The organism is Streptomyces sp. NPDC047841, from assembly GCF_040704085.1.
In the GTDB taxonomy this organism is placed as follows: domain Bacteria; phylum Actinomycetota; class Actinomycetes; order Streptomycetales; family Streptomycetaceae; genus Streptomyces; species Streptomyces argyrophylli.
The window spans coordinates 120,679-145,450 of the sequence record NZ_JBEYRP010000016.1 but is presented as its reverse complement, the minus strand read 5'-3'; the positions used below and the strand labels follow the sequence as shown (position 1 = coordinate 145,450).

23 protein-coding genes and 1 pseudogene are annotated in these 24,772 nt (G+C 74.7%); 6 read left to right on the top strand and 18 right to left on the bottom strand.

Annotated features, from left to right (window positions below):
* The first annotated feature begins 157 nt into the window (after positions 1–157).
* Positions 158–2,128 carry an N-acetylmuramoyl-L-alanine amidase gene (locus AB0947_RS27225; protein ID WP_366752950.1) on the top strand — a complete coding sequence of 657 codons (1,971 nt, stop codon included), beginning with the start codon at positions 158–160 and terminating at the stop codon, positions 2,126–2,128.
* Positions 2,129–2,176: 48 nt separating this feature from the next.
* Here the strand turns inward: AB0947_RS27225 and AB0947_RS27220 are convergent, their stop codons facing one another.
* The 7 genes and pseudogenes from AB0947_RS27220 to AB0947_RS27190 form a co-directional block, all read right to left on the bottom strand.
* Positions 2,177–2,674 (bottom strand): hypothetical protein, encoded by a 498-nt coding sequence (locus AB0947_RS27220; RefSeq protein ID WP_366752949.1) that lies wholly within the window; start codon positions 2,672–2,674, stop codon positions 2,177–2,179.
* Between the two features lie 97 nt (positions 2,675–2,771).
* A complete protein-coding gene (locus tag AB0947_RS27215) occupies positions 2,772–4,235 on the bottom strand; it encodes a 3-hydroxybutyrate oligomer hydrolase family protein (protein ID WP_366752948.1) in 1,464 nt (487 codons plus the stop codon).
* Positions 4,236–4,375: 140 nt separating this feature from the next.
* The gene (locus tag AB0947_RS27210) at positions 4,376–5,647 is read right to left on the bottom strand and encodes a PHB depolymerase family esterase (RefSeq protein ID WP_366752947.1); all 1,272 of its coding nucleotides are present in this window, start codon (positions 5,645–5,647) and stop codon (positions 4,376–4,378) included.
* A gap of 269 nt (positions 5,648–5,916) precedes the next feature.
* Positions 5,917–6,819 carry a universal stress protein gene (locus tag AB0947_RS27205; RefSeq protein ID WP_366752946.1) on the bottom strand — a complete coding sequence of 301 codons (903 nt, stop codon included), beginning with the start codon at positions 6,817–6,819 and terminating at the stop codon, positions 5,917–5,919.
* A 117-nt stretch (positions 6,820–6,936) separates the two neighbouring features.
* Complete coding sequence (locus AB0947_RS27200; RefSeq protein ID WP_366752945.1) at positions 6,937–7,179, bottom strand: DUF397 domain-containing protein; 243 nt, start codon at positions 7,177–7,179, stop codon at positions 6,937–6,939.
* Between the two features lie 116 nt (positions 7,180–7,295).
* Positions 7,296–7,533 (bottom strand): annotated as a pseudogene (locus AB0947_RS27195) (thiolase domain-containing protein); the annotation flags it as partial.
* Positions 7,534–7,572: 39 nt separating this feature from the next.
* Positions 7,573–8,409: an alpha/beta hydrolase gene (locus AB0947_RS27190; protein WP_366752944.1), complete on the bottom strand. Its 837-nt coding sequence runs from the start codon at positions 8,407–8,409 to the stop codon at positions 7,573–7,575.
* Between the two features lie 171 nt (positions 8,410–8,580).
* On the opposite strand from AB0947_RS27190, the gene paaK reads away from it, so the two are divergent.
* The 3 genes from paaK (at position 8,581) to AB0947_RS27175 (ending at position 11,334) form a co-directional block, all read left to right on the top strand.
* A complete protein-coding gene (paaK, locus tag AB0947_RS27185; protein ID WP_366752943.1) occupies positions 8,581–9,885 on the top strand; it encodes a phenylacetate--CoA ligase PaaK in 1,305 nt (434 codons plus the stop codon).
* A gap of 120 nt (positions 9,886–10,005) precedes the next feature.
* Complete coding sequence (locus tag AB0947_RS27180; protein ID WP_366752942.1) at positions 10,006–10,338, top strand: metalloregulator ArsR/SmtB family transcription factor; 333 nt, start codon at positions 10,006–10,008, stop codon at positions 10,336–10,338.
* A 114-nt stretch (positions 10,339–10,452) separates the two neighbouring features.
* On the top strand, positions 10,453–11,334 hold the full coding sequence (locus AB0947_RS27175; protein ID WP_366752941.1) for a TIGR03620 family F420-dependent LLM class oxidoreductase: 882 nt from the start codon (positions 10,453–10,455) through the stop codon (positions 11,332–11,334).
* Positions 11,335–11,423: 89 nt separating this feature from the next.
* Here AB0947_RS27175 and AB0947_RS27170 read toward each other — a convergent pair whose 3' ends face one another.
* Positions 11,424–12,920 carry an acyl-CoA synthetase gene (locus AB0947_RS27170; RefSeq protein ID WP_366752940.1) on the bottom strand — a complete coding sequence of 499 codons (1,497 nt, stop codon included), beginning with the start codon at positions 12,918–12,920 and terminating at the stop codon, positions 11,424–11,426.
* A 255-nt stretch (positions 12,921–13,175) separates the two neighbouring features.
* Here AB0947_RS27170 and AB0947_RS27165 point away from each other — a divergent pair, with 255 nt between their 5' ends.
* The gene (locus AB0947_RS27165) at positions 13,176–14,963 is read left to right on the top strand and encodes a serine hydrolase (RefSeq protein ID WP_366752939.1); all 1,788 of its coding nucleotides are present in this window, start codon (positions 13,176–13,178) and stop codon (positions 14,961–14,963) included.
* Positions 14,964–14,977: 14 nt separating this feature from the next.
* On the opposite strand, the gene AB0947_RS27160 is transcribed toward AB0947_RS27165, so the two are convergent.
* The 3 genes from AB0947_RS27160 to AB0947_RS27150 all read right to left on the bottom strand — a co-directional run bounded on the left by AB0947_RS27160 (position 14,978) and on the right by AB0947_RS27150 (position 18,108).
* A complete protein-coding gene (locus AB0947_RS27160; RefSeq protein ID WP_366752938.1) occupies positions 14,978–16,540 on the bottom strand; it encodes an NAD(P)/FAD-dependent oxidoreductase in 1,563 nt (520 codons plus the stop codon).
* Between the two features lie 53 nt (positions 16,541–16,593).
* Positions 16,594–17,391 (bottom strand): oxygenase MpaB family protein, encoded by a 798-nt coding sequence (locus AB0947_RS27155; protein ID WP_366753050.1) that lies wholly within the window; start codon positions 17,389–17,391, stop codon positions 16,594–16,596.
* 345 nt (positions 17,392–17,736) lie between these two features.
* Positions 17,737–18,108, bottom strand: a complete 372-nt coding sequence (locus tag AB0947_RS27150) for a ferredoxin (RefSeq protein WP_366752937.1) — start codon at positions 18,106–18,108, stop codon at positions 17,737–17,739.
* A gap of 130 nt (positions 18,109–18,238) precedes the next feature.
* Here AB0947_RS27150 and AB0947_RS27145 point away from each other — a divergent pair, with 130 nt between their 5' ends.
* On the top strand, positions 18,239–18,604 hold the full coding sequence (locus AB0947_RS27145) for a DUF6479 family protein (protein WP_366752936.1): 366 nt from the start codon (positions 18,239–18,241) through the stop codon (positions 18,602–18,604).
* A 46-nt stretch (positions 18,605–18,650) separates the two neighbouring features.
* On the opposite strand, the gene AB0947_RS27140 is transcribed toward AB0947_RS27145, so the two are convergent.
* From AB0947_RS27140 to AB0947_RS27110, 7 genes are all read right to left on the bottom strand, one after another.
* Positions 18,651–19,100, bottom strand: coding sequence for an RpiB/LacA/LacB family sugar-phosphate isomerase (locus AB0947_RS27140; protein WP_366752935.1), 450 nt, complete (start codon positions 19,098–19,100; stop codon positions 18,651–18,653).
* Positions 19,101–19,195: 95 nt separating this feature from the next.
* Positions 19,196–19,399 carry a hypothetical protein gene (locus AB0947_RS27135; RefSeq protein ID WP_014670861.1) on the bottom strand — a complete coding sequence of 68 codons (204 nt, stop codon included), beginning with the start codon at positions 19,397–19,399 and terminating at the stop codon, positions 19,196–19,198.
* 99 nt (positions 19,400–19,498) lie between these two features.
* The gene (locus AB0947_RS27130) at positions 19,499–20,749 is read right to left on the bottom strand and encodes an ANTAR domain-containing protein (protein WP_366752934.1); all 1,251 of its coding nucleotides are present in this window, start codon (positions 20,747–20,749) and stop codon (positions 19,499–19,501) included.
* Between the two features lie 134 nt (positions 20,750–20,883).
* On the bottom strand, positions 20,884–21,402 hold the full coding sequence (locus AB0947_RS27125; RefSeq protein ID WP_366752933.1) for an anti-sigma factor antagonist: 519 nt from the start codon (positions 21,400–21,402) through the stop codon (positions 20,884–20,886).
* Between the two features lie 123 nt (positions 21,403–21,525).
* Complete coding sequence (locus tag AB0947_RS27120) at positions 21,526–22,458, bottom strand: glycosyltransferase (protein WP_366752932.1); 933 nt, start codon at positions 22,456–22,458, stop codon at positions 21,526–21,528.
* Positions 22,459–22,621: 163 nt separating this feature from the next.
* Complete coding sequence (locus AB0947_RS27115) at positions 22,622–23,563, bottom strand: glycosyltransferase (RefSeq protein ID WP_366752931.1); 942 nt, start codon at positions 23,561–23,563, stop codon at positions 22,622–22,624.
* Complete coding sequence (locus AB0947_RS27110; RefSeq protein WP_366752930.1) at positions 23,553–24,557, bottom strand: glycosyltransferase family 9 protein; 1,005 nt, start codon at positions 24,555–24,557, stop codon at positions 23,553–23,555. The genes AB0947_RS27115 and AB0947_RS27110 overlap by 11 nt, the downstream gene beginning before the upstream one ends.
* Positions 24,558–24,772 lie beyond the last annotated feature (215 nt).

The window sequence follows — 24,772 nt, the reverse complement described above, 5'->3', positions numbered from 1 at the left end:
CCCGGGCGCCGCCGCCGCGAAACTCGCCGGAAACCCTCCGTGACATGGGAAATCACGTTTCCCCGGGCATCATTGACGGATCGTCGGCAAGCCGGTACCACTGACCCAGCTCGGCGCCGTACGCCCCGCCACGCCCTGCCCGTCACAGGAGGCCGCATTGCGAGGACCCGCCACCGCCCCCACGTCCACACCCGGCCACAGACGTCTGCGGCGGACCGCCGTCCCGCTGGCCTCCGCGGCCCTGTTGCTGCCCCTGCTCGGCGCCGCCCCGGCCCCCGCCGCCGCGGATTCCGCGCACCGGCTGCAGCACGCGTTCGCCACCGCGGCGGCCGACTACCACGTGCCGCAGAGCGTGCTGCTGGCCGTCTCCTACCTCCAGTCCCGCTGGGACGCGCACGGTGGCGCGCCGAGCGTGACCGGCGGCTACGGCCCGATGCACCTCACCGACGCCCGGACCGCGCTCGCCACCACGGAGCACTTCGCCGAGGGAACGGAGGACGCCCGGGGCGACAGCGCTCGTGCCGCGCTGCACCCCGTGGCCGACGTGCCGGCCGAGTCGGCGGTCCCGGCCCGGCTGAAGACGCTGCCGAGGGCGGCCGAGCTGAGCGGCATCCCCGCCGAGGAGCTGCGCACCGACCCGGCGGCGAACGTGGCGGGCGGCGCCGCCCTGCTCGCCGCCACGCAGAAGGAGCTGGGCCGGCCGCTGAGCGCCGACCCGGCCGACTGGTACGGGGCGGTGGCCCGGTTCTCCGGCGCCGACGACACCGCGACCGCCACCGCGTACGCCGACGACGTGTACGACGTGCTGCGCACCGGCGAGGAACGCGTCACGGACGACGGCCAGCGGGTGTCCCTGGCCGCCCGGCCACGGCTGACCGCCGACAGCAGCAGGCTGGGGCGGACGGGCCTGCGCACGCTGTCCGCGGACGGCACCGAGTGCCCCCGGTCGGTGTCCTGCGTGTCGGTCCCGGCGCCGTACGAGGAGTTCGGCGACAACGACTACGGCAACCACGACCTCGGCGACCGCCCGGCGTCGCAGAGCGTCAAGTACATCGTCATCCATGACACCGAGGGCGCCTGGGACGGGGTCATGAACCTCATCAAGGACCCCACCTATGTGTCCTGGAACTACACGATCCGCTCCACCGACGGTCTGATCGCCCAGCACGTCCAGGGCAAGGACGTGGCCTGGCACGCCGGCAACTGGTACGTCAACGCCAAGTCGATCGGCATCGAGCACGAGGGGTTCCTCGTCTCGCCGGACCCCTGGTACACGGAGGCGATGTACCGGTCCTCGGCGCGGCTGGTGCGGTACCTGGCCCGGACGTACGACGTCCCGCTGGACCGGCAGCACATCCTGGGCCACGACAACGTGCCCGGTCCGACCGCGTCCAGTGTCCCGGGGATGCACACGGACCCCGGCCCGTACTGGGACTGGCAGCACTACTTCCAGCTGCTCGGCCACCCGTTCCGGCCCACGGCCGGCCGGCACGCCGGCGTGGTGACGATCCTGCCCGACTACACCTCGAACCGGCCCGTGTACACCGGCTGCACCACCAAGGGCGAGCCGTGCCCGGCGCACGGGTCCAGCGAGGTGCGGCTGTACACCGACCATGACGTGACCGCCCCGCTGGTCAGGGACATCGGCCTGAAGACGGACCCGACGGACGGGGTCAACGACCTGTCCTCACGGGTCTCCACCGGCCAGCAGTACGCGGTGGCGGACCGCTGGGGCGACTGGACGGCCATCTGGTACCTGGGGCAGAAGGCCTGGTTCCGCAACCCCCTCAAGGACCCGGCGGCCGTGCCGGCGAGGGGCCTCCTGGTGCGGCCGAGGGACGGCCTGACCAGCATCCCGGTGTACGGCCGCGCCTACCCGGAGAAGGAGGCCTACCCGGCGGGCGTCCCCGCCCAGTCGGTGGTGCCGCTGCCCTACACGATCCCGGCCGGGCAGAAGTACGTGGTGGGTGACGAGGTACCGGGCGAGTACTACTACGCGGTGACCTTCACGCCCGACTCGCACCGGGTCGTGGTGGGCCAGGACCTGTACTACGAGATCCAGTACGGCCACCGGGTCGAGTTCGTCCGGGCGGCGGACGTGACGCTCGAAAGGCCGGCGCACCAGTGAGGGCCGGGGTGTCTCACCCCGGCCCTCACCCCGCGCGCGTCCCTGCTCTCAGCCCTGCTGGAAAAGCTCCGCCGGGAGCGGCTTCAGCAGGGCGTACAGGTCGTCGGTGATCGGGCGGTCCCAGGCGGCGATGGTGACGAGGACGCCGTCGCTGCGGTCGAACTGGACGCAGGAGATCCGGCTCTCGGAGAGCTTCAGCCGCCGCACGATGAGGAGGTTGTCGCCCTGGAGCACCGGGGTGTCCTCGACGCCGACGACGGTGACCTCCTCGTCGTTCTCCAGCGCCAGCAGCAGCTGCCCCACCTCGAAGGGGATCTCCCCCTCGGCGACGTCACGGGCCGGGGAGCCCGCGGGGAGGTTGCCGATGATCATGGCGGGGCCGCGTCCGCCGAACAGGTCGTAACGCAGGAAGACGCCCTGGCAGGTCCCGTCGGGGGCGGGCAGCAGACCCGCGCCGAGGTTGCCCGGCCAGTCGCCCGGGTCCATGGCCAGCACGTCGAAGTCGGGTCCGGCAGGGGTCGCGCTGCGGCGGCGGAGGAACGACATGCGGCCATGGTACGTGCCCGGGCTCCGGCGGGTGACCTGTGGGCGCCCGGAAGATCGACTGCGCCCTGCCGTTCGGACCCGTCCCGGGACAGCACACCTAGCGCAGGGGGCAGCTGGTGAGCAGGGTGGTGGGGTCCGCGCCGGCGGGGCGGGCGACGGTGCGGTCGGCGGGCGGGCGGGCGGTCCCGGCGAGCCAGCGTTCCAGGGCCGTGAAGGCGGAGCGGTGGCAGGGCACCATCGGGCGGAGCCGGTCGGGGAAGACGTCGGCGAGCGAGTCGGTGTGCGTGCCGTCCTCGATGCGGTAATAGCGCAGCAGGGAGCCGCGGCCCGCCTCGTGCACCATGCGCGCGTAGACGTCCGAGTCCTGGCTGATCGGCAGCAGTACGTCGAGGGTGCCCTGGAGGGTGATCAAGGGCTTGCCGATGCGTCCGGTCAGAGCGATGCGGTCGACCGCCCGGTGGACGGCGGCGGGCCGGTCCGGGTAGGCGTAGTCGGCGTCGCAGGCCGGGGTGCCGGAGGCGCAGTACGGGGTGCCGGCCTCGGTGTCACCGTCGTAGCCGGGGTCGAGTTCCTCGCGGTAGATCCGCTGGGTGAGGTCCCAGTAGACCTGGTAGTGGTACGGCCACAGGAACTCGGAGCCGGCCGGGAAGCCGGCCCGGTGCAGCGCCGCCTCGGCCTCGGCCGCGCCGGGGCCGCCCGCGGCGTACGCCGGGTAGTGGCGCAGCGCGGCCGGCAGGAAGGTGAACAGGTTGGGGCCGTCGGTGCGCCAGAGGGTGCCCTCCCAGTCGACTCCGCCGTCGTACAGCTCCGGGTGGTGCTCCAGCTGCCAGCGCACCAGGTAGCCGCCGTTGGAGATGCCGGTGGCGAGGGTGCGGGCCGGGGGCCGCTGGTAGCGCTGGGTGACGACGGCGCGGGCGGCGCGGGTGAGCTGGGTGAGGCGGGTGTTCCATTCGGCGATGGCGTCGCCGGGACGGCGGCCATCGCGGTAGAAGGCCGTGCCGGTGTTGCCCTTGTCGGTGGCGGCGTAGGCGTAGCCGCGGGCGAGCACCCAGTCGGCGATGGCCCGGTCGTTCGCGTACTGCTCGCGGTTGCCGGGGGTGCCGGCGACCACCAGGCCGCCGTTCCAGTGGTCGGGCAGCCGGATGACGAACTGGGAGTCGTGGTGCCAGCCGTGGTTGGTGTTGGTGGTGGAGGTGTCCGGGAAGTAGCCGTCGATCTGGATGCCGGGGACGCCGCTGGGGGTGGGCAGGTCCTTGGGGGTGAGGCCCGCGTAGTCGGCCGGGTCGGTGTGGCCGGTGGCCACGGTCCCGGCGGTGGTCAGCTCGTCCAGGCAGTCGGCCTGCTGGCGGGCGGCCCCGGGGACGTGCAGGCGGGCCTGCTCCGCGCAGTGGGCGTCCATGGGATCCGGGCCGACGGGTGCCGCGGTGGCGGGGGTGACCAGGAGGGAGCAGGCGGCGGCCAGCGAGAGCGCGGTCAACGCGGTGCGTCGCACGGCCCGGGCGCGCCGTCCGGGGCCGGGCCGTCCGGGGTGGCCGAGCGGTGGTGTGTGGTGGGGCAGCATGTGGTTCCTCCGGCGGGTTGGGGACGCGCTGGAGGCTAGGGGCGGTATGAGGGTTCCGGACATGTGTGGGGCCACCATGATGACGGCGCGTTCGGCGGCGTCGGCCACCATGGTGGCCCGTCTCGGTCGCTGACCGCCTGTCAGGGGCAGCCGGTGTCGGCGAGGGTGAAGTATCCCTGGGGCGCTTCCTTCAGGGTGTGGGTGACGAACGTGTTGTAGAGGCCCATGTTCTGCTGGGATCCCTTGGCGTAGGTGTAGCCGCCGCTGGTGGTGGCCCGGCCCGCCTGTACGTGGGCGTAGTTGCTCGCCGTCCAGCAGGCGGCGGTGCCGCCGCCCGGGTCCGGGTCCCCGCCGCCCGGGTCCCCGCCGCCCGGGTCGCTGGTGTCCAGGCCGAAGAACCGGGCGATCCAGCGGCTGGAGCAGATCGAGTCGAGGAAGTACGGGGCCGCGGTGCTTCCGCACTGTTCGCCGCCGGTCCCCGGGTCGACCGGGGTGCCGTGCCCGATGCCCGGGACCCGGTCGACCTCGACGGCGACCGTGCCGTCGGCGGCCAGGTACTGGTCCTGCCGGGTGGCGTCCGGCCCGATCGTCGTCGTGCGCGTGGGCGTCTGGGACAGGCCGTGGAGGGCCGTCCACTGGTCGCGCAGTTCGGTGGCGTTGCGCGGTGCGACGGTGGTGTCCTGGTCGCCGTACCAGATGGCCGCGCGCGGCCACGGCCCGCCGTACGAGGGGTAGGCGTCCCGCACCCGCTGGGCCCACGCGGCCGGACTCAGGTCGACGCCGGGGTTCATGCAGGTGTAAGGGCTGTTGTCCCGGGCGCAGTCGTAGGGCAGGCCGGCGACGACCGCGCCCGCCGAGAACACGTCCGGGTAGGCGGCGAGCATGACCGCGGTCATCGCGCCGCCGGCGGACAGGCCGGTGACATAGACGCGCTGCGGGTCGGCGCCGTAGGTGGTGACGGCTTGGCTCACCATCTGCCGGACGGACAGGGCCTCGCCCTGACCGCGCCGGTTGTCGCCGGTCTGGAACCAGTTGAAGCACTTGCTCGCGTTGTTGGCGGTGCCGGTCTCGGCGAGCACCAGCAGGAAGCCGTCGCGGTCGGCGAGTTGGGGCAGCCCGGAGTTGTCGGCGTAGACCTGGGCGCTCTGGGTGCAGCCGTGCAGGGCGACGACCACCGGTGGGTGGGCCGGCAGGGTGGCGGGCCGGTAGACGTACATGGTGAGGGCGCCCGGGTTGGAACCGAAGTCGCTGACCCGGGTGAGCGTGACGGCGGCGTGGGCCCGGGGCGCGGGACCGGCGAGCGCGGTGCCGAGGACGACGGCGAGGACGGCGAGCAGGCGGGGCAGGAGGCGAGGCAGCGGGCGGGCCCGTGGTGGCGCTCCGGGTGCCCTGCTGAACGGGGGCAGTGGCATGGCGGCTCCTTCGGTGGACACATGGGTCCCGGCCGCTCCCACGCGGGGGCGCGCCTGGCGCGCCGAGCGCGGCGGACCAGCCGGGAGTGCCGGAACCATAGGTTCGGGTGTGTCCGGGCACCATGGCGCGGCGCACCACAGCGGTGGGATCGCCGGTCGGCACCGGACGGATTGCGCAGCGCGGGGCGGTCTGCTAGGCCGACGCCGCCATGGATCACGCGGACTGGATCACGCCGCCCGCATCCGTGAGCCGACCGACTCTGCCGGCCTCACTCCTGTGGTGGCGCCGGTGGCACGACCGCGACCGGGCTCGCCGCGTGCAGCAGTACGGCCTGGGTGACCGAGCCCATCATGCGGGCCGGGGCGAGCAGCCGCCGCCGGTGCCGGCCGACGACGACCAGATCGGCGTCCTTCGAGGCGGCGACGAGGTGGCCGGCCGCGTCGCCCGGCAGCGCCTCGGCGTCGGCGCGTACCTCGGGGTGCCGCTCGCGGTGCGGGGCGAGGAAGCCCTCGGCGAGGGTGCGGGTCTCGTGCGCCACGGCGTCCTGGTCGATCGGGGGCGGCACCATCTGGGCGGGCGCCGACCAGGTCGGCACCGGCCACGGGTAGGCGGCGATCACCTGGAGCCGGGCGCCGCGCAGGGCGGCCTCGGCGAACGCGAGGCCGAGGACGGACTCGTCGGGGCTGTCGACGTGCAGACCGGCGACGACCCGCGGCCCGGGTTCGGCCGGACCCTCCCCGTGCACCTCCCGGTCGGGCCGGGGCACGACGACCACCGGGCACTCGGCGTCCCGGGCGGCGGCGAGGCCGTTGGAGCCGAGGAGCAGGCTGGCGAAGCCGCCGCGGCCCCGGGAGCCGAGCACCAGCAGCTGGGCGTCGGCGCCGAGTTCGGGCAGGACGGCACCCGGTACGCCCTCCACGGCGAGGTACTCCACGGCCGGTGGCGCGGCGTGGTCCGCGAGCCGGCCGCGCGCCTCGTCGAGCACCGGATCGCCCTCCGCCCCGGGCGGCCCGGCGACCAGCACGTCGGCCTGGCCCCAGGCGGCGTACTGCCGTACGTGCACCACGCGCAGTGGTGCCGCGCGGCGGCGGGCGGCGTCCAGGGCCCAGTCCAGGGCGCGCAGACTGTCCGCGGAACCGTCGACCGCGGCGATGACCGGCGCAGCGTTCATCCTTGCCCCACCTCCGGAACACGACCTTCCCCTTGCTGGGGCCAGCCTGGCTCAGGTCCGGCCCCGGCAGGGCCCTGCCGGTCGCGTGTCCGGAAATCGGGCCGGAACACCCCCGGTTCAGGTGAGGTCGAACTCGCCCTCCCGGGCGCCGGAGACGAAGGCGCCCCATTCGGCGGGGGTGAAGATCAGGGAAGGACTCTCCGCCCGGCCGCTGTTGCGCATCGCGATGAAGCCCTCGACGAAGGCGATCTGGACGTCGCCCAGACCGCGGCTGCTGGACTGCCACTCGGCCTTGCTCAGGTCCAGCTCGGGCTTGTCCCAGCCCGCGAGCGGCGGCTGCTGGATGGTGCTCTCGGCCACGTCCCTGCTCCTCCCGGTTCGTCGTCCGCGGGTCAGCCTAGCGACCGGTCGCCATGGCGGACAGGGCACGCGGGGAGAACCCTCCGGCGGGCCGGCCGGCCGCCGCGGCGGGACCGTCAGGAGTCGGGGGCTCGGCGCGCACGAGCCCCCGTCGAGAAGAGCGGGGAGCCGCCGCCGTACGCGTGCCGGAGCACCCTGCGGGCGCCGTCCGCCCGCGGTGGACAGCACGCCGCCCGGCATGTCGACGGGCAGCTCCCCGACGCGTTCGGTCACACCGGACTCGGTGAGCTTCCAGCCCTCGCCCCCCGTGGCGAAACACAGGTTCTGCAGCCACATGGGCTCGTATCACGAGAACGACCGCGTCGCCCTCCCCGTCTCCGGCAGGGGAAGCCGTCACCGGTTGAGGAAGGCGAGCGTCCGGCTGACGAACCGCTCCGGGTCGTCCAGCCAGGGGTAGTGCCCGGCGCCGGGCTGGACGGCGCGCTCGGCGTGCGGGAAGGCGTCTGCGGTGCGGCGGGCGACGGCGGGGCTCGGCCAGCCGTCGAGTGCGCCCGCGTACACGAGGACGGGCGCGGTCAGGGCGGCGAGGGCCTCCCGGGTCGCGTCGGGGGTGAGGGCTCCTTCGGCGAAGTAGCGCTCGCCCGCCTCCTCGTTGACCTGTCGCGGCTCGGCGTCCGCGTGGGCCCGGGCGGTGTCGTCCCAGCGGCCGTGGAAGAACGGCAGGAACACGTCGTCGAAGTCCGCCCCGCCCGTGAGCCAGGCGCGGTAGGCGGGGAACGCCCGCCCGAACCACGGCTCGCCCTCACGCAGCCGGGCCGCGGCCAGCCGGTCCTCGGGCACGGCCCGCAGGCCCAGGGCGGACGGGTTGGGGGTGACCAGCACCAGCCGTCGTATCCGCTGCGGGCGGCGGGCCGCGTAGAGCATGGCCAGGACGGCACCCGCCGAGTGGGCGAGCAGATCCATGTGCTCCAGGCCCATGTGGTCCCGCCATGCCTCCAGGTCCTCGACCATCCGGTCGCAGCGGTACGTCGCCCGGTCCGCGGGCACCTCCGAGTCGCCGGTCCCCCGCAGGTCGAGCAGGGCCAGCCGGCGGTGCGCGGTCAGCCCGCCCAGCTCCCCGAGGTACTCGGAGGCCCGCATGGGCCCGCCGGGCACCACGGCGAGCGGCTCCCCCTCCCCCCGCAGGTGGTAGGCGAGCCGGGTGCCGTCGGACGCGGTGAAGGCCGGCATGCCGCCGATCATGGCGGGGCCCACGGCTGCACCGCAACGCCTTGCGGGCCCCGCCCGGAAATTCTTCGACGCCCTCTTGCCTCAGGGCTCGTGAGCTGCATTTACTGACCCGGGACACATCGACCGAATGATCGGTCGGTGGATGGCGCTGCTGGTGAGGGAGACGTCGCGATGGCGGATGTGGCGGACCTGCTCGACGCGGGCGAACGGCTCGGCCCCGGGGAACTGCGGGCGCTGCAGCTGGAGCGGCTGCGCGCGTCGCTGCGGCACGCGTACGAGAACGTGCCGTTCTACCGCGAGTCCTTCGACAAGGCCGGCGTCCGCCCGGAGGACTGCCGCAGCCTCGCCGACCTCGCGCACTTCCCCTTCACGACCAAGGCGGACCTCCGGGAGAACTACCCGTACGGCATGTTCGCGGTGCCCCGGGAGAAGATCCGCCGGCTGCACGCCTCCAGCGGCACCACGGGGCGCCCCACGGTCGTCGGCTACACGGACAACGACCTTTCCATGTGGGCCGACATGGTGGCGCGGTCGATCAGGGCGGCCGGCGGCCGGCCCGGCGATGTCATCCATGTGGCGTACGGCTATGGGCTGTTCACCGGGGGTCTCGGCGCGCACTATGGCGCAGAGCGCCTGGGCTGTACGGTCGTCCCCGCGTCCGGCGGCATGACGGCCCGGCAGGTGCAGCTGATCCGGGACCTGGAACCGTCCGTCATCATGGTGACCCCGTCCTACATGCTCACCCTGCTGGACGAGTTCGAACGGCAGGGCGTGGACCCGCGCTCCACCTCGCTGCGGGTGGGCGTCTTCGGGGCCGAGCCCTGGACCGAACAGATGCGGCGGGAGATCGAGGAGCGGTTCGCGATCGACGCCGTGGACATCTACGGGCTGTCCGAGGTGATCGGCCCCGGTGTCGCCCAGGAGTGCGCGGAGACCAAGGACGGCCTCCATGTGTGGGAGGACCACTTCTATCCGGAAGTCGTGGATCCGATCACGGGTGAGGTGCTGCCGGAGGGCGAGCGGGGCGAGCTGGTGTTCACCTCGCTGACCAAGGAGGCCATGCCGATCGTCCGGTACCGGACGCGGGACCTGACCCGGTTGCTGCCCGGCACGGCGCGGGCGTTCCGGCGGATGGAGAAGATCACCGGGCGCAGCGACGACATGGTGATCCTGCGCGGGGTCAATCTGTTCCCGACCCAGATCGAGGAGATCGTGCTGCGTACGCCCGGCGTGGCGCCGCACTTCCAGTTGCGTCTCACCCGCGAGGGGCGCATGGACGCGCTGACCGTGCGGGCCGAGGCGCGCCCCGACGCGCCGCCGGAGGTGCGGGAGGCGGCGGCCCGGGCCATCGTCGCGGCGGTCAAGGACGGCATCGGGGTGTCGGTCGGGGTGGAGATCGTGGAGCCGGAGTCACTGGAGCGCTCGGTGGGCAAGATCCGCCGGATCGTGGACCTGCGGACGCGCGACGCCGGGTAGGGACCGGGCACCTGGCACCCGGAGGCGGGTCCGGCCCGGCCGTCGGCACCGCCCCCGGCCGACCCGCGCGTTCGTATCGACGTACTGCGAAACGTCGGCCGCCGCTTATACTCCGGAGCCATGACGGACACCGCCCCCACTCCGGACCCGGACCTGGTCAATGCGCTGCGGGCGCTGTCCAACCCGATGCGCCTCCAGATGCTGGGATGGCTGCGCGAGCCCGAGCGGCACTTCCCGATGGAGGCGGCCATCGCGGATCCCGCCGAGGTGGGTGTGTGCGTGAGCCACATACAGGCGAAGGCGGGGCTGGCCCAGTCGACCGTGTCGGCGTACATGGCGGAACTCCAGCGCGCGGGCCTGGTCCGGGCGACGCGGGTCGGCAAGTGGACCCACTACAAGCGGGACGAGCAGCGCATCGCGGACCTCGTCGCCCAGCTGGGACGGACCCTCTAGCCACCGCCTCCCACTGGCCCGTTCGCGCCACCGGCGCCGGTCACCCTTGCGCTATATATCGAAAATCTGCGATATTCCGAATCGACGAAACATTGTCTGCGAGGGAGCACACCCATGAACCTCGGCACGTTCGGGATCTACACCTTCGACTTCGAGCACCAGCCGGCCGCGCGGATCCGGGACTCCGTCCGGGAGCTGGAGGACCTGGGCTGGCGGGCGCTGTGGATTCCCGAGGCACTCGGCCGGGACGCGTTCACCCACGCCGGCCTGCTGCTCTCCGCCACCGGGCGGCTGACCGTCGTCAACGGCATCGCCCGGATCTGGTCCCGCGAGGCCCGCTGGACGCACGGTTCGGCCCTGCTGCTGGCGGACGCCTACCCGGGCCGGCACGTACTCGGCCTGGGCTTCGGCGGTGAGCCCCGGCCGGGGGTCAGGCCACTGGCCGCCATGTCCGCGTACCTGGACGAGCTGGACACCATCGAGTCGCCGAACCCCTACCCGAAGACCCCGGTCCGGCGACTGCTGGCCGCCTACGGGCCGAAGATGCTCCGGCTGGCCCGCGACCGCGCCGCCGGCGCCCACACGTACCACGTGAACACGGCCCACACCGCACAGGCCCGGGAGATCCTCGGCCCGGACGCGTTCCTGGCCGTCGAGCACGCCGTGCTGTTCGAGACCGATCCGGTTCGGGCCCGCGGCCTCGCGCGCGAGCATCTGCGCGGTTATCTCCGGACGCCGTACAACCTCGCCAAGTTCCGCCGGCTCGGCTACACCGACGACGACCTCTCCGGCGGCGGCAGCGACCGCTTCGTCGACGACCTGGTGTTCTGGGGCGACCCGGACACCATCGCGCGGAAACTGCGCGGGCACGTCGACGCGGGCGCCGACCATGTGGCCGTACAGGTGATCGGCGTGCGGCCGGGCGAGTCGGCGCTGCCGCACTGGCGGTCGCTGGCGGACGCGCTGCTGCCGGGCGAGGCCCCGGCCGGCCGGTGAGCGACCGGTCCGGTCGTGGTGCACGCGGGCCGGGCACCGTGCGCCCGGACCCGGACGCCGTACGCCCGCCCGGACGCCGTGTACCCCGGCTAGCCGCCGAAGCGGTCGCGCAGCTCGCGCTTGAGGATCTTGCCGCTCGCGTTGCGCGGCAACTCGTCCGCGAACAGGACCCGTTTGGGCGCCTTGAACGGCGCGAGCCTCGCCTTCACGTGCGCGATCAGCTCCTCCTCCGTCACCTCGCCGCGCGGGACGACGACCGCGGTGACGGCCTCGATCCACCGCTCGTCGGGCAGGCCGACCACGGCGGCCTCGGCGACCGCCTCGTGGGTGTACAGGGCGTCCTCGACCTGGCGTGAAGCCACCAGGACGCCACCGGAGTTGATGACGTCCTTCACCCGGTCCACGATGGTGAAGTACCCGTCGGCGTCCCGCACGGCGAGGTCCCCGGAGTGGAACCAGCCGTCGCGGAAGGCCTCGGCGGTCTCCTCGGGCTTGTCCCAGTACCCCTCGCACAGCTGCGGTGACCGGTAGACGATCTCGCCGGGCGTGCCGGCGGGGACGTCCTTGCCGTCCTCGTCGACCACGCGGGCGTCGACGAACAGCACGGGCCGGCCGCAGGAGTCCATCCGGCCCTGGTGTTCGTCGGGCGCGAGGACGGTGGCCAGCGGGCCGATCTCGCTCTGGCCGAAGCAGTTGTAGAAGCCGAGCCCCGGCAGCCGCTCGCGCAGGCGCTCCAGGACGGGCACCGGCATGACCGACGCGCCGTAGTAGGCCTTGCGCAGTCCGGACAGGTCCCGGGTCGCGAAGTCCGGGCGGCCCGCCAGGCCGATCCAGACCGTCGGCGGGGCAAACAGGCTGTCTACGCGCCCCGCTTCGATCAGGTCGAACAGCCGGTCCCCGTCGGGCGCGTCGAGGATCAGGTTGGTCGCGCCCACCGCGAGGTAGGGCAGCAGGAAGACGTGCAGTTGCGCGGAGTGGTACAGCGGCAGGGAGTGCGCGGGGCGGTCGCCGGCGCTGAGGTCGAGGGCGGTGATCGCGCTCAGGTACTCGTGGACCAGGGCGCGGTGCGTCATCATCGCGCCCTTGGGCAGCGCGGTGGTGCCGGACGTGTACAGGAGCTGCACCAGGTCCTCGGCGCGTGGCTCGGGGCCGTCGTACGGGGGTGTGGTCGCCAGGCGCGCCAGGAGTGAGTCGCCGGTGTCGCGCAAGGGCAGCGTGCGGGCGTCGCCGGGGAGCCGGCCGGCGATACCGGGGTCGGTGAGCACCAGGGAGCTGCCGGACTGGCGGACGAGGTACGCGAGGTCGTCACCGGCGAGGTGGTGGTTGACCGGCACGTGCACGAGACCGGCGCGGGCGCAGGCCAGGAAGCCGATCAGGTACGCGTCCGAGTTGTGGCCGTAGGAGCCGACCCGGTCGCCGGGGGCGAGGCCCTGGGCGAGCAGGACGCCCGCCGCGCGGGAGACGGCCTCGTCCAGTTCCTCGTACGTCCAGGCCCGGTCGGCGTACTCGACCGCGACCCGCGCCGGGGTGCGACGGGCGCTGCGCCGCAGCACCCCGTCGACCGTGCTGCCCTGTCCCTGCGTCATGCCTCATGATCCTGGGTCCGGCGCCGGGGCGGGTCAAGCACCCGGACGGCCCGGAAGCGAACCGCTCGGGGGAGCAATCGGTCGTTCCCGTCACGACGTTGGGAGGCACGACGCGCGGATCGGGAGTGCTCCGGCTGATACGACGTCAGGTTTCCCGGAAGCTCACGCGCCCCGTTGACACATCCCCTTCCTGACAGGAAAGTTTCACGATGCAAGGCAGGCGCCGAAAGATTCTTTCACGCGGGAGGCCGCAGGATGACGGACGACGTGGCAGGCGCACGAGCCGGCGGACCGACCCGCCGCCGGCTCGTCGCGGGCACCCTCGCGGCGGGCGGCGCACTCGCCCTCGGCGCGCTCCCGGCGGGCCCGGCCGCCGCCGCGCCCGCCTCCGGCCGCCACCGCACCCTGCGCCACGGCACACCCGAACGCGCCGGGCTGCTCCCCGCGCATCTGCGGCAACTCGTCACGGACGCCGAGGCGTTCCTCGCGCCCTCCCCCAAGCACCCCTGGTACGCGGGTGCCGTGCTGCTCGCCGGGCGCGGCGGCACCGTGGCGCTGCACGAGCCGATCGGCATGGCCGTGCGCTACGCCCGGTACGACGAGAAGACCGACACGGGCGTCGAACTGCCGCCGGAACAGCAGCTCCCGATGACCCGGGACACCGTGTTCGACCTGGCCTCCGTCTCCAAGCTGTTCACCTCCCTCCTCGCCGTGCAGCAGATCGAGCGGGGCGCGCTGGCACTGGAGGGGTCGGTCGCCTCGTACCTCCCGGAGTTCGGACGCGCCGGGAAGCAGACGGTGACGATCCGTCAACTCCTTACCCACACCTCGGGCTTCCGCCCGTGGCTCCCGCTGTACGACGCGCCGGCGTACGAGGACAAGCTCCGGCTCATCTGGGACGAGGCGCCCCTGAACCCGGCGGGCACCGCCTACCTCTACTCGGACCTGAACCTCATCTCGCTCCAGCTCGTCCTGGAGAGGATCACCGGCCGCACGCTGGACGTGCTGCTGCGCGAGGAGATCACCGGACCGCTCGGACTCGACAGCACCCGCTACAACCCGCCCGCGTCCTGGAAGCCGCGGATCGCGGCCACCGAGGACGCGCGCCGGCCCTGGTCCGGGCTAAACCGCGGGATGGTGTGGGGCGAGGTCCACGACGAGAACGCGTACAGCCTGGGCGGGGTGGCCGGTCACGCGGGCGTGTTCGCGAACGCGTGGGACCTCGCGGTCCTCGGCCGTACGCTGCTCGACGGCGGCCGCCACGGCCGGGCCCGCATCCTGCGGCCCGAGTCGGTGGAGCTGATGTTCACCGACTTCAACACGGCCTTCCCCGGCGACGAGCACGGCCTCGGCTTCGAGCTGTACCAGCACTGGTACATGGGGGCGATGGCCACCCCGCGCACGGCCGGGCACACCGGCTTCACCGGCACCTCTCTCGTGCTCGACCCGACGACCGACTCCTTCCTGGTCGTCCTCGGCAACTCCGTGCACCCGGTGCGTTCCTGGCGGTCCGGCTCCGCCCCCCGCGTCGCCGCCGGGAACCACCTCGCCCGCGCGGTGCCGGTCCGTCCGGCGAGGAGCCGTACGGCCTGGTTCTCGGGCATGGCCGACGCCACGGCCGCCACGCTCACCCTGCCGGCGCTGGACACCTCCTCCGGCGCGGCCCGGCTGCGCTGCGCCCTGTGGTGGGACACCGAACCCCGTGCCGACCTGGTGGCCCTCGAGTCCACCACGGACGGCGGCGCCACCTGGCACCCGGTCCCGTTCACCACCACCCGCCGCGACGCGGACCCCGAGGACCACCCGGCGGGCACGGTCACCGGCTGGTCGGGCCGCGTCTGGCACCGGCTGGCCGCGGACCTGCCGGCCGACCCCCGGCTGGTCCTGCGCTGGCGGTCCACCACCGACGCGCGGTACGTCGGCCGGGGCGCGTACGTCGACGGACTGCGCGTCGACGCGGGCGGGACGGTGCTGTTCGACGGGGCACGCCCGGCGGACGCGGCACGGATCGCGGCGGCGGGCTGGCAGGGCTCGGCCGACTGAGCCGGGGCCGGTGGTCAGTGCCGCTCCAGCACCGCCATCGCCGCGTTGTGCCCGGGCACGCCGCTGACCCCGCCCCCGCGCACCGCGCCCGCCCCGCACAGCAGGACGTTGGGGTGCCGGGTCTCCACACCCCAACGGCCGCCGTCCTGCTCGGCGTACGGCCAGGACAGGGCCCGGTGGAAGATGTTGCCGCCGGGCAGCCGCAGGTCCCGTTCGAGGTCGAGCGGGGTCTTCGCCTCGATGCAGGGGCGGCCGTCGGCGTCGGTGGCCAGGCAGTCCGCGAGGGGCTCGGCGAGATGGGCGTCGAGCTGGGCGAGGGTGGACGTCAGCAGTTCCTCGCGTACGCCGTCGTTGTCCCGGTCGAAGAGGCGGGCCGGGGCGTGCAGGCCGAAGAGGGTGAGGGTCTGGTAGCCGCGTTCGGCGAGGCCCGCGCCGAGGATGGTGGGGTCGGTCAGGGAGTGGCAGTAGATCTCCGAGGGCGGGGCGGCGGGCAGCTCGCCGGCGGCGGCCTGGGCGTGGGCGGTGGCCAGTTGCCGGTACCCCTCGGCGATGTGGAACGTGCCGGCGAACGCCTCGCGCGGGTCGGCACCGGGGTCGCGCAGCCGGGGCAGCCGGGTGAGCAGCATGTTGACCTTGAGCTGGGCGCCCTCGACGGGTTCGGGCGCCGGGTCGCCGGTGAGGACGGCGAGTTCGTGCAGGGAGGCGTTCACCAGGACGTGCCGGGCGGCGGCGGTGCCCTCGCCGGTGGCGGTGCGGTAGACGACCTCGGCGGTCGTGCCGTCCGTGTCGATCCGCAGTGCCTCGTGCCCGGTGGCGATGCGCGCGCCCGCCGTGCGCGCCGCGTCGGCCAGCGCGTCGGTCAGCGCGCCCATGCCGCCGACGGGCACGTCCCAGGCGCCGGTTCCGCCGCCGATGACGTGGTAGAGGAAGCAGCGGTTCTGCACGAGGGTGGGGTCGTGGGCGTCGGCGAAGGTGCCGATGAGCGCGTCGGTGAGGACGACGCCGCGGACCAGGTCGTCGGTGAAGGTCCGCTCGATGACGGCGCCGACCGGCTCCTCGAACAGGGCGCGCCAGGCGGCCTCGTCGTCGATGCGGCGGCGCAGTTCGTCGCGGCTGGGCAGCGGTTCGGTGAGCGTGGGGAAGACGCGCTGGGCGACGTGGCCGGTCATGCCGTAGAAGCGCTGCCAGGCCTCGTACTCGCGGTCGCCGCCGGTGAGCCGGGCGAAGGCCTCCCGGGTGCGCTGCTCGCCGCCCCCGACGAGGAGGCCGGTGGGCCGGCCCGCGCGCTCCGCCGGGGTGTACGACGAGATGGTGCGGGAGCGGACGCGGAAGTCCAGCCCGAGGTCGCGCACGATCTTCTCCGGCAGCAGGCTGACCAGGTAGGAGTAGCGCGACAGGCGGGCGTCGACCCCGGCGAACGGGCGGGTGGAGACGGCGGCGCCGCCGGTGTGGTCCAGGCGTTCCAGCACCAGCACGGAGCGGCCGGCCCGGGCCAGGTAGGCGGCGGCGACCAGGCCGTTGTGGCCTGCGCCGACGATGACGGCGTCGTACGCGCGGGTTCCCTCGTTCGCGGACATGGTCCTTCGTAGCACGCGGTGATCCACGACGGCCAGAGGGGGGCGGGGCCGGCTCAGGCCCGCACCTTGTGCGGTGCCGGACGCGTCTGCGGGCCGAGCCGCGCCATGGCCCGCAGGATGTGCTTCGGCGGGAGCTGCCAGCGCACCCGCGCGGGGATCCGGCGGAGCACGGACCCGGTGACGCGCAGCCGGCGGGTGACGGCGGCGGGCGCGGGGGCGGGCCTGCCGTACAGCTCATGGGCGTACGGCGGCAGGGCCGCGTACGCCAGCAGGGCCACCCGCCGCCACAGCAGCTCGCGTGCCGGTACGAGCAGGGGGTGGGCCGGCGGCCGGAGCAGGAAGGCGTCCACGTCCTGGGCCTCGGGGCCCGCGGCCAGCTCCGGCCGGACCGCCTCGAAGTACGCGGCCAGCTCCGCCCGGCTCGCCGGCACGGTGTGCGGGTCGAGCCCCACGAGGCGGGCGCTGACGCGGTGTTCGGCTATGTACCGGTCGGCCTGGGCGTCGGTGAGCGGGAAGCCGGAGCGGCGCAGCACGTGCAGGTAGGAGTCGATCTCCGCGCAGTGCACCCACAGCAGCAGCTCCGGCTCGTCGACGCCGTACCGCTCGCCGGTGTCCGGGTCGGTCGCGGTGAGCATGCTGTGGATCTTCCGCACCCGCGCCCCGGCCCGCTCGGCGGCCTCGCTCGTGCCGTAGGTCGTGGTCCCGACGAAGTGGGCGGTCCGCATCAGCCGCCCCCAGGCGTCCCGCCGGAAGTCGGAGTTCTGCATGACGCCCCGGACCGCACGCGGATGCAACGCCTGGAGGTAGAGCGCACGGATCCCGGCGACCCACATCATGGGATCGCCGTGCATCTGCCAGGTCACGGAGGCGGGGGTGAACAGTCCGGGGTCGCCCCTGCCCGCACGTGTGCCCACGGCCACTGGACGTCACCCCCTGCCCCTGTCGACGCATGTGTGTGCCGGGGCGTCACACCCGGCTTCCTCGGCGCAGCCTATTCGCCCAGCCCCGTGCGGCGGAATCGGAGCGTCGAGGATGTCGACGGCGAACTCCGGGGTCCCCTTGCCCGCGAAGTCGGCGCGACGTGCTCGTCCACGTCCTCAGCAGCCGCGTCTCGGGGCCGGAAGCGCCCAGGTGCGCGGCTCAGATAGGCATGCCGAGACCCGGGCGGAGGCGGGAGCGGAGACGGCCGGGGGCGGTCACCTGAGCGTTTCCAGGAAGTCCGCGCAGGCGTCGGCGCAGGCCCGGCAAGCCGCCGCGGCCGACTCCGCACCGGGGTGCTCGTCGAACGCGCGGGCGCACTCCAGGCAGACCGAGCGGCACCAGTCCACCCGGACCCGGATCGCCTCCTCGTCCTGCCGGTTCTCCTCGCACAGCACGCGGCAGGTGGCGTCGCACGCCTCGGCGCACATGATGCCCAGCCGGCGCGCCCGCTCCTGGTGCTCGCTCCCGTCCGGGTCGACCAGGCTCGCGCGCACGGCACAGGCCCGGGCGCACTCCGTGCACGCCTGGGCACAGGTGAAACGGTCCTCCAGGAACCGGTACAGCTGCTGCGAAGTCGGCGATGTCACACCGTGCGGGTAGCCGGGGCGGGCCGCCACAAACCACTGTCCCGCCGCCCGGCGGGCGGGCACCGCCCGGACATCCGCTGTAACCCATAGTGTCCGGGTTCGTCGTGTTCTGACCGGGTATTCCTGTCCTATGAACACCGCATCGATGCAGCTGGCCGCCGCGAGCGGCCTGATGAGCCTCTTCCTGTTCATCGTGGCCGTGGGCGTGCTCGCGCTGCTCGCCGGCGGCTTCTGGATGACCTCGCGCGTCAGGTACCGCGAGTCACCGCGCCCCCGCCCCGAGGAACAGCCCAAGCTGCCGCCGGAGGGGCCGGTGCACGAGGTCCGGGAGAACCGGGAGTCCGCGGAGATACCCCGCATCCCCAAGGGCGACCGCCCGCTCACCCCGTACGAGCTGACCAACATGGACACCCGGACGAGTGCGTCGAAGGAGCGTCCGCGCTGGAGCAAGGGTTCCAGCGGCTCGTTCGGCGGCGGAGGACTCGGCGCCCACTGAGCCCCGGCCCCACTGGTCCCGGCCCGCGCCGGACCGCCGTGCGCCCCTAGGAGTGCCGGGCGTCCAGGCGTCCGACGCGGGCCACGTTCTGCCGGTCCTCGGGGTCCTGACTGGGCTCGGCCGCGAACCAGGCGTCCAGGATCTCCTTCAGCACCGGTTCCGAGGTGAGCCGCAGGCTCAGCGCCAGGACGTTGGCGTCGTTCCAGCGCCGCGCCCCGTCGGCCGTACCGGCGTCCACGCACAGCGCCGCGCGCACACCCGGCACCTTGTTGGCCGCGATGGACGCGCCGGTACCGGTCCAGCAGCACACCACCGCCTGGTCGGCCGCGCCCTCGGCCACCTCCCGGGCGGCGGCCTCCGAACAGACCGCCCACCGCGCGTCGGCCCCGGGCCGCAGCGCGCCGTGCTCCCGGACCTCGTGGCCACGGCGCCGCAGCTCCGCGACCAGCAGACGGGCCACGGGTTCGTCCATGTCGGAGGAGACGGAGATCCGCATACCCCGGAGCGTAGCGCGTGGCGCCCGGACCCGGCCGGACATGCCGAACGGCCCCGCACAGGGGCCGTCCGGCATGCATCGGGCAGGACGCGGGGTCAGGGGTGGTCGGGCTGCTGTGCCGGAGGCACCCCGCCGCCCTCTCCCCCGCCCTTGCCGCCCTTTCCCGCCTTGTCCGAGCCGTGCGGGCGGCCGCCCGCGTCCCGGCCGGCCGGCTGGCGGGCCTTCAGCTCGCCGCTGTCCTGCGGGGTGGCGCCACCCTTGTCACTGCGCCGCTGTTCGGGCTGCTGCGGATTGGACATGCGCCGGACTCCCTCCGGATGGTGCGTGATGGTGCGTGCTCCGTACGGGGCCCGGGTTCCCAGGGGGACGCGGGTGACGCACACCGGCGCGGACCGGGCTCACGGCGCCGGACGGGTCAGCGCCCGGTGGAGGTGTTCGAGGGCGTCCAGCAGCACCGAGCGGTGGTACCAGCTCAGCCAGGCCGCCGTGTCCGAGGCGAGCAGGGCGAACGCCTCGGCCTGCGCGGCGCTCGTCCGGTGGCCGGCGTCCGGCCAGTGCAGGGTGATCACCCCGGTGCACGAGCCGGCGGAGGAGAGCACCGGGACGCTGTGCACGGCCTGGGTCCCGGTGGCCAGCAGCACGCGCCGGCAGTCGTCCGACAACTGCCCGTCCGCCGCGACGTCGGGCACGCCCACCTGGCGGCCCCGCACCCGGGCCGCCGCGTCGGCCGTGCCGTCGCCCCGGCCGCGCACGAGCTGGTCCAGGAACGTCTCCGCGCAGCCGTAGTGGGTCTCCAGCATCAGGGCGTTCACGGCCGGGTCCACGAACTGCACGTATCCGGCGGGCGCCTTCCCGATGGCCAGCGCCTCGTGCAGGACGGCGTCGATCATCTGCCGGCGGTAGCGCGGGTCCCGGCCGCCGCGGGCCAGCGTCCGCAGCTGCGGCACCGGCAGCGAGCGCCGCCCCGGGAACCACACGTCGCCGTCCGGGGGCCGGGCCACCACCACGGCCGAGACGAGGACCCGCAGCGGCACGTTGAACCGCTGCGAGGCCTCGCGCAGCGCCCGGAAGGCGCTGCCGGAGTCCGGCAGCCCGTAGCGGACCATGAGCGTGCCCTGCGCCATGCCGATCACCGGCGCGGTGCGCACCCGGGCGCGCAGCGCGCGGACCTCCTTGTGCAGGTCCTCGTACGAGGGCCGCAGCGGGTCCGCCATCTGCGACCGCCAGGCGGGCAGCTCCTCCACCCGGGAGGCGGCGCGGGCCAGCTCGCGCAGCGCCTCGTCCAGCGTGGCGTACAGCTGGACACCGTCCAGGCGGGCCAGGTGCACCGCCTCGCGGACCCCGGGCCGGGCGCGGACGATGATCAGGTCGGGGCGTCCGGTGCGTGCCCGGGTCGTCTCGCTGAGCGCGCGCAGCACGGCGGCGCCGCCGAGCTGGACGTGCGCCATGTCGAGCACGGGGCGCAGTCCGGCGCGGTCCGCCTGTTCCAGGTGCCCGCGCAGCTCCTCCGACCAGGCCTGGACTCCGTCGGCGTCGAGGCTGCCCGACATGCGCAGCAGGAGGGCGCCCTCGGCGGGCAGCCCCTCGACGACGGAGGACTCGATCACGAGGGGAGCCGGTGCCGGGGGCCGGCCGGAAGAAGGTTTCATCGCATCACCCAGACAGGACGTCCCACAGAACTCGATCGGTCTCTTCCCGGCCTACGCACCACCCCGCACGGTAGGCCCCGGGCCGGCGGCCGCGCCATGCACCGCGCCGTACGGCCCAGCGGCGGGCCGGGCCGTCACCATCCGAGGTCGCCGGACTCCGGGCGGGCCGGTTCGTACGCCGGCCAGCCCGCCCGGTCCCCGGCCGGTTCGCGGACCGGTTCGCGGGTGGTCAGGGCGTCCAGGGCCGACGCCAGGGTGGCGTGCACCCGGATGCCCGGCAGGCCGGCCGAGGTCAGCGCCTCCCGGACGTGCGGTCTGGGCTGTACGACGGACAGGGCGCGACCGGTGTGCGCGAGGGCCCCGGTGGCCCGGTCCAGGGAGCGGACCGCGTCGGCACAGGCGAGGTACGCCTCGCTCAGGTCCAGCAGGGGGTGCTCACCGGCCTGGCCGGCGTGGGCCACGTGCTCGGCGAGGGCTTCGGAGAACAGCCGGGCGTTGGAGGCGTCGACCGTGCCCCGGGTCTTCAGGACGCTGATGCCGCCGAGCCCGGGACGGCGCTCGTGCACGGTCTGCAGGAGCAGGGGGGCGGGGCCGCCGGGGCGGACGCGGGCGGGTGACGGCTGACCGTCTTCCCTGGGTGATCGGGTTTCCACGGGGATCGGGCTTCCTGGAGGGGGAGGAAGGATCAGCCGGCCGCGTCTTGACCGGGACATCACTGTGCCCGCGCCGTGCGGGGGATGCAACGACGTCCCCGCGCGTGTCGTACCGCCGCGGTCTCATCCGACGTACCGCCGGGCGGGTGAGTCCCTGCGCGCCCGTTCCAGCGCGGCGAGGCAGCGTTCCAGGTCGGGCGGCACGGGGTCGCGCTGGCGCAGCACCCACGGCAGTCCGGCGGTGGCGTGGGCGAACGCGCGGGCGGAGGCGGCGTCCCGGGGGACGGTCCGGATGAGGTGCCCGGTACGGCGCAGCGCCGGCAGCAGGGGGCGGCGCAGCCAGGTGAACCACAGCGTGTTGCGCAGTCCGAGGACCCGCCGGGCCGTGCTGTCGCGCAGCCGGGAGGCGTGGTGGTGGACGGTGAGTTCCTCGGCGTAGGCGAGCCACCAGCCCTGGCGCAGCAGGTCGCAGGCGAGCAGTTCCTCCTCGCCGCCGAGCCACAGGCCCGGGTGGAAGCCGCCGCCGGCCCGGAAGGCCTCGGTGCGCAGCACGGTGGCGGCGGCGAGGAAGGACCCGAGGGCGGGTCCGGGCAGCCAGTCGGGTCCGGACAGCGGGGACTCGCGCAGCTCGCGCACGACCGGGTCCTCGGTGCCGTCCGGTTCCACGATGATCCGTGCGGTGACGCCCGCGAGCCGGGGCCCGGCGTCCAGCAGGTCGGCGGCCCGGCGCAGACTGCCGGGGTCCCACCAGGTGTCGTCGTCGCAGAAGGCGACGTACGGCGTGCGGACCCGCTGCACGGCCAGGTTGCGGCCGATGGCGCCCAGGTTGCGTCCGGGACGCAGCAGGGTCATCTCCGGGAACTCCCGGGCCACCGCTTCGGCGGTGCCGTCGCAGGAGGCGTTGTCGGTGACGATGACCGGCGGCCGCTCGGGCAGCCGGCGCAGCAGGGCGAGGGTGCGCAGCAGTTCGTCACGGCGGTTGTGGGTGATCAGGACGACGGTCGTGCGGTCGTCGGGGGCGATCCGGGCGGGGGCCCCGGCAGCGGTACCGGTCATCGTCCGACGCCTCCCCGTGGGTGGTGGCGGCGGCGGATCGGGGGCACCGTCGTCCGGCGCCTTCCCGTGGCGGGCGGCCGGGGGTGGCCGCCGTCCGGCGCGGGGTGGTCCTCGTCTGGTCCCCGTCCGCACGTCCCGGGTACGGGTGCCGGGGTCGTCCCGGTCATCGTCCGCTGCCTTCCCGGGGACGGCCGGGCGGGTCGCGGTCGAGCAGGCGGGCGGCGTGTTCGACGCGCGGGGGCAGGGGCCGGCGGCGGGCGAGGGCGGCGGGGAACCGGACGACGGTCTCCTTCAGGGCGCGGCGCGCTCCGGGCCGGCCGGCCGCGGCGGCCAGTGCGAGTGCGGTGCCGGCGCGCAGGGCGACCGGCCAGGGGCGGCGCAGGCAGGTGGTCAGCACGTGGTTGCGCCGGACGAGGAAGGAGCGGCCGGTGCGGCCGTGGTCGTCGGGGTGGTGGCGCGCGCGCAGGGAGGGTTCGAAGACGACACCCCAGCCCGCGGCGGCCAGGTCGTAGGCGAGCAGGGTCTCCTCGCCGCCGAAGAAGAGCAGCGGGTGGTAACCGCCGGCGCTGAGGAAGGCCTCGCGGCGGACCACGCAGGCGCAGCCGAGGAACCCGAGCACCGGGCGGCCCGGCAGGTCCGGTTCCAGTGGCAGCGGGGAGGCCGCGAGCACCGCGTTGAGGGGGTCCTCGGCGGCCTCGTCCCCGACCAGGGTGCGGGCGGCGAGCAGGCCGAGCCGGGGGTGGGCGTCGAGGAGGTCGGCGGCGCGGGCGAGGCTCCCCGGCTCCCACCACGAGTCGTCGTCGCTGAAGGCCACGTAGGGGGTGTCGGCGTGCCGGACCGCGAGGTTGCGGCCGAGGGCACCGGTGTTGGCGGCCGGCCGCAGCAGGCGGGCGATGGCCGGGTGGCCGGCCACGGCGCGGCGGGTGGTGTCGTCGCGGGAGTTGTCCACGACGACGACCGGCGGCCGCTCGGGCAGCGCCGCCAGCGCGTCCAGGGTGCGGACCAGGCTGGCGCTGCGGTCGCGGGTGATGACGGCGACCGTGACGCGCGGGTCGCCCGGGGTCGTGGGCCGGTGCGCACGGGCCGGGGCCTGCTCAGTGGACATGCGTCACCTCCGGTCCCGCTTGCCGCTGCCGGGCGCGCACGTCCGGCAGGAGTGTCAGGCAGGCCGCGGCGACCTCACCGGCGCGGATGCGCAGCAGGCGGGCGTCGGGGGTGCGGCCGTGCGGGTCGCCGGGCGGGCCGGGCTTCCACAGGGCGAGGTGGTCCGGGCTCGGGGGCGGCCCCCACCGCCGTGGGGAGACCGGTCCGAACAGGGTGACGGAACGGGTCCCGTGGGCCACGGCGAGGTGGGCGAGGCCGGTGTCGCCGCTGAGGACCAGGGCCGCCCCGGCGACCAGCGCGGACAGCTCCGCGAACGGCAGGCCGCCGGTCAGCACGTCGCGGCCGCGCCCGCCGCCGCGTTCGGCGACCGAGCGGACCAGGGCGTCCTCGCCGGGGCCGCCGGTGAGGACCACGTGGTGGCCGGCGGCGCGCAGACACCGTACGACGGCGGCGAACCGCTCCGCCGGCCAGCGGCGGGACCCCGAGGCCGCGCCGGGGTGCACGACGACGGCGCCCGGCGCCGGGGACGGGGTGGTGGGCCGGGGCAGCCGCAGGTCCAGGGGGTCGGCCGCGATGCCGTAGTGGTGCAGGAAGGCGCACCAGCGGTCCCGTTCGTTCGCCTGGTCCGGCCACGGCGGGCCGTCCGGGCAGGCGTGGGCGAGCAGCCGGCGCGGACGCAGGGCGGCCAGGGCGTCGCGGCTCTCGGGGCCGCTGCCCTGCAGGTCGATCGCGACGTCGGGGGGCGGGCCGGGCCAGTGGCCGAGGTCAGGCACCCCGCGGCCCGGCGCCTCGGCCGGGAACACGGCGTCGACCGCGCCGGTCCGCGCGGCGGGCTCGGTGAGCCCCGGCGGCTGGGCGAGGACGACCTGGTGGCCGGGGAAGGCCCGCCGGACGCCCCGCAGCGCGGGCACGCCGGCCAGCAGATCGCCGAGGCCCAGGGCGCGCAGGACCAGGACGGCCGGACGGTCCGCGGCAGGGATCGGGGTGGGGGTCACCGAGTGGGTCCTCCGTTGCGTGCGGAAGCCGGGGACGGACGCCGGACCGGGCTCCGCGCACCGGCGCCGCCCACCCGAGCGGGCGGCGGGACCCGGCCGGGGGTGCGGGCCGCGGGCGGGGCGTCTCGGCCGGTGGTACGGGGCGCGGGCGGAACACCTCGGCCAAAGGTGCGGGACGCGGACAGAACACCTCCACTCCCGGCGCCGAACGCGGA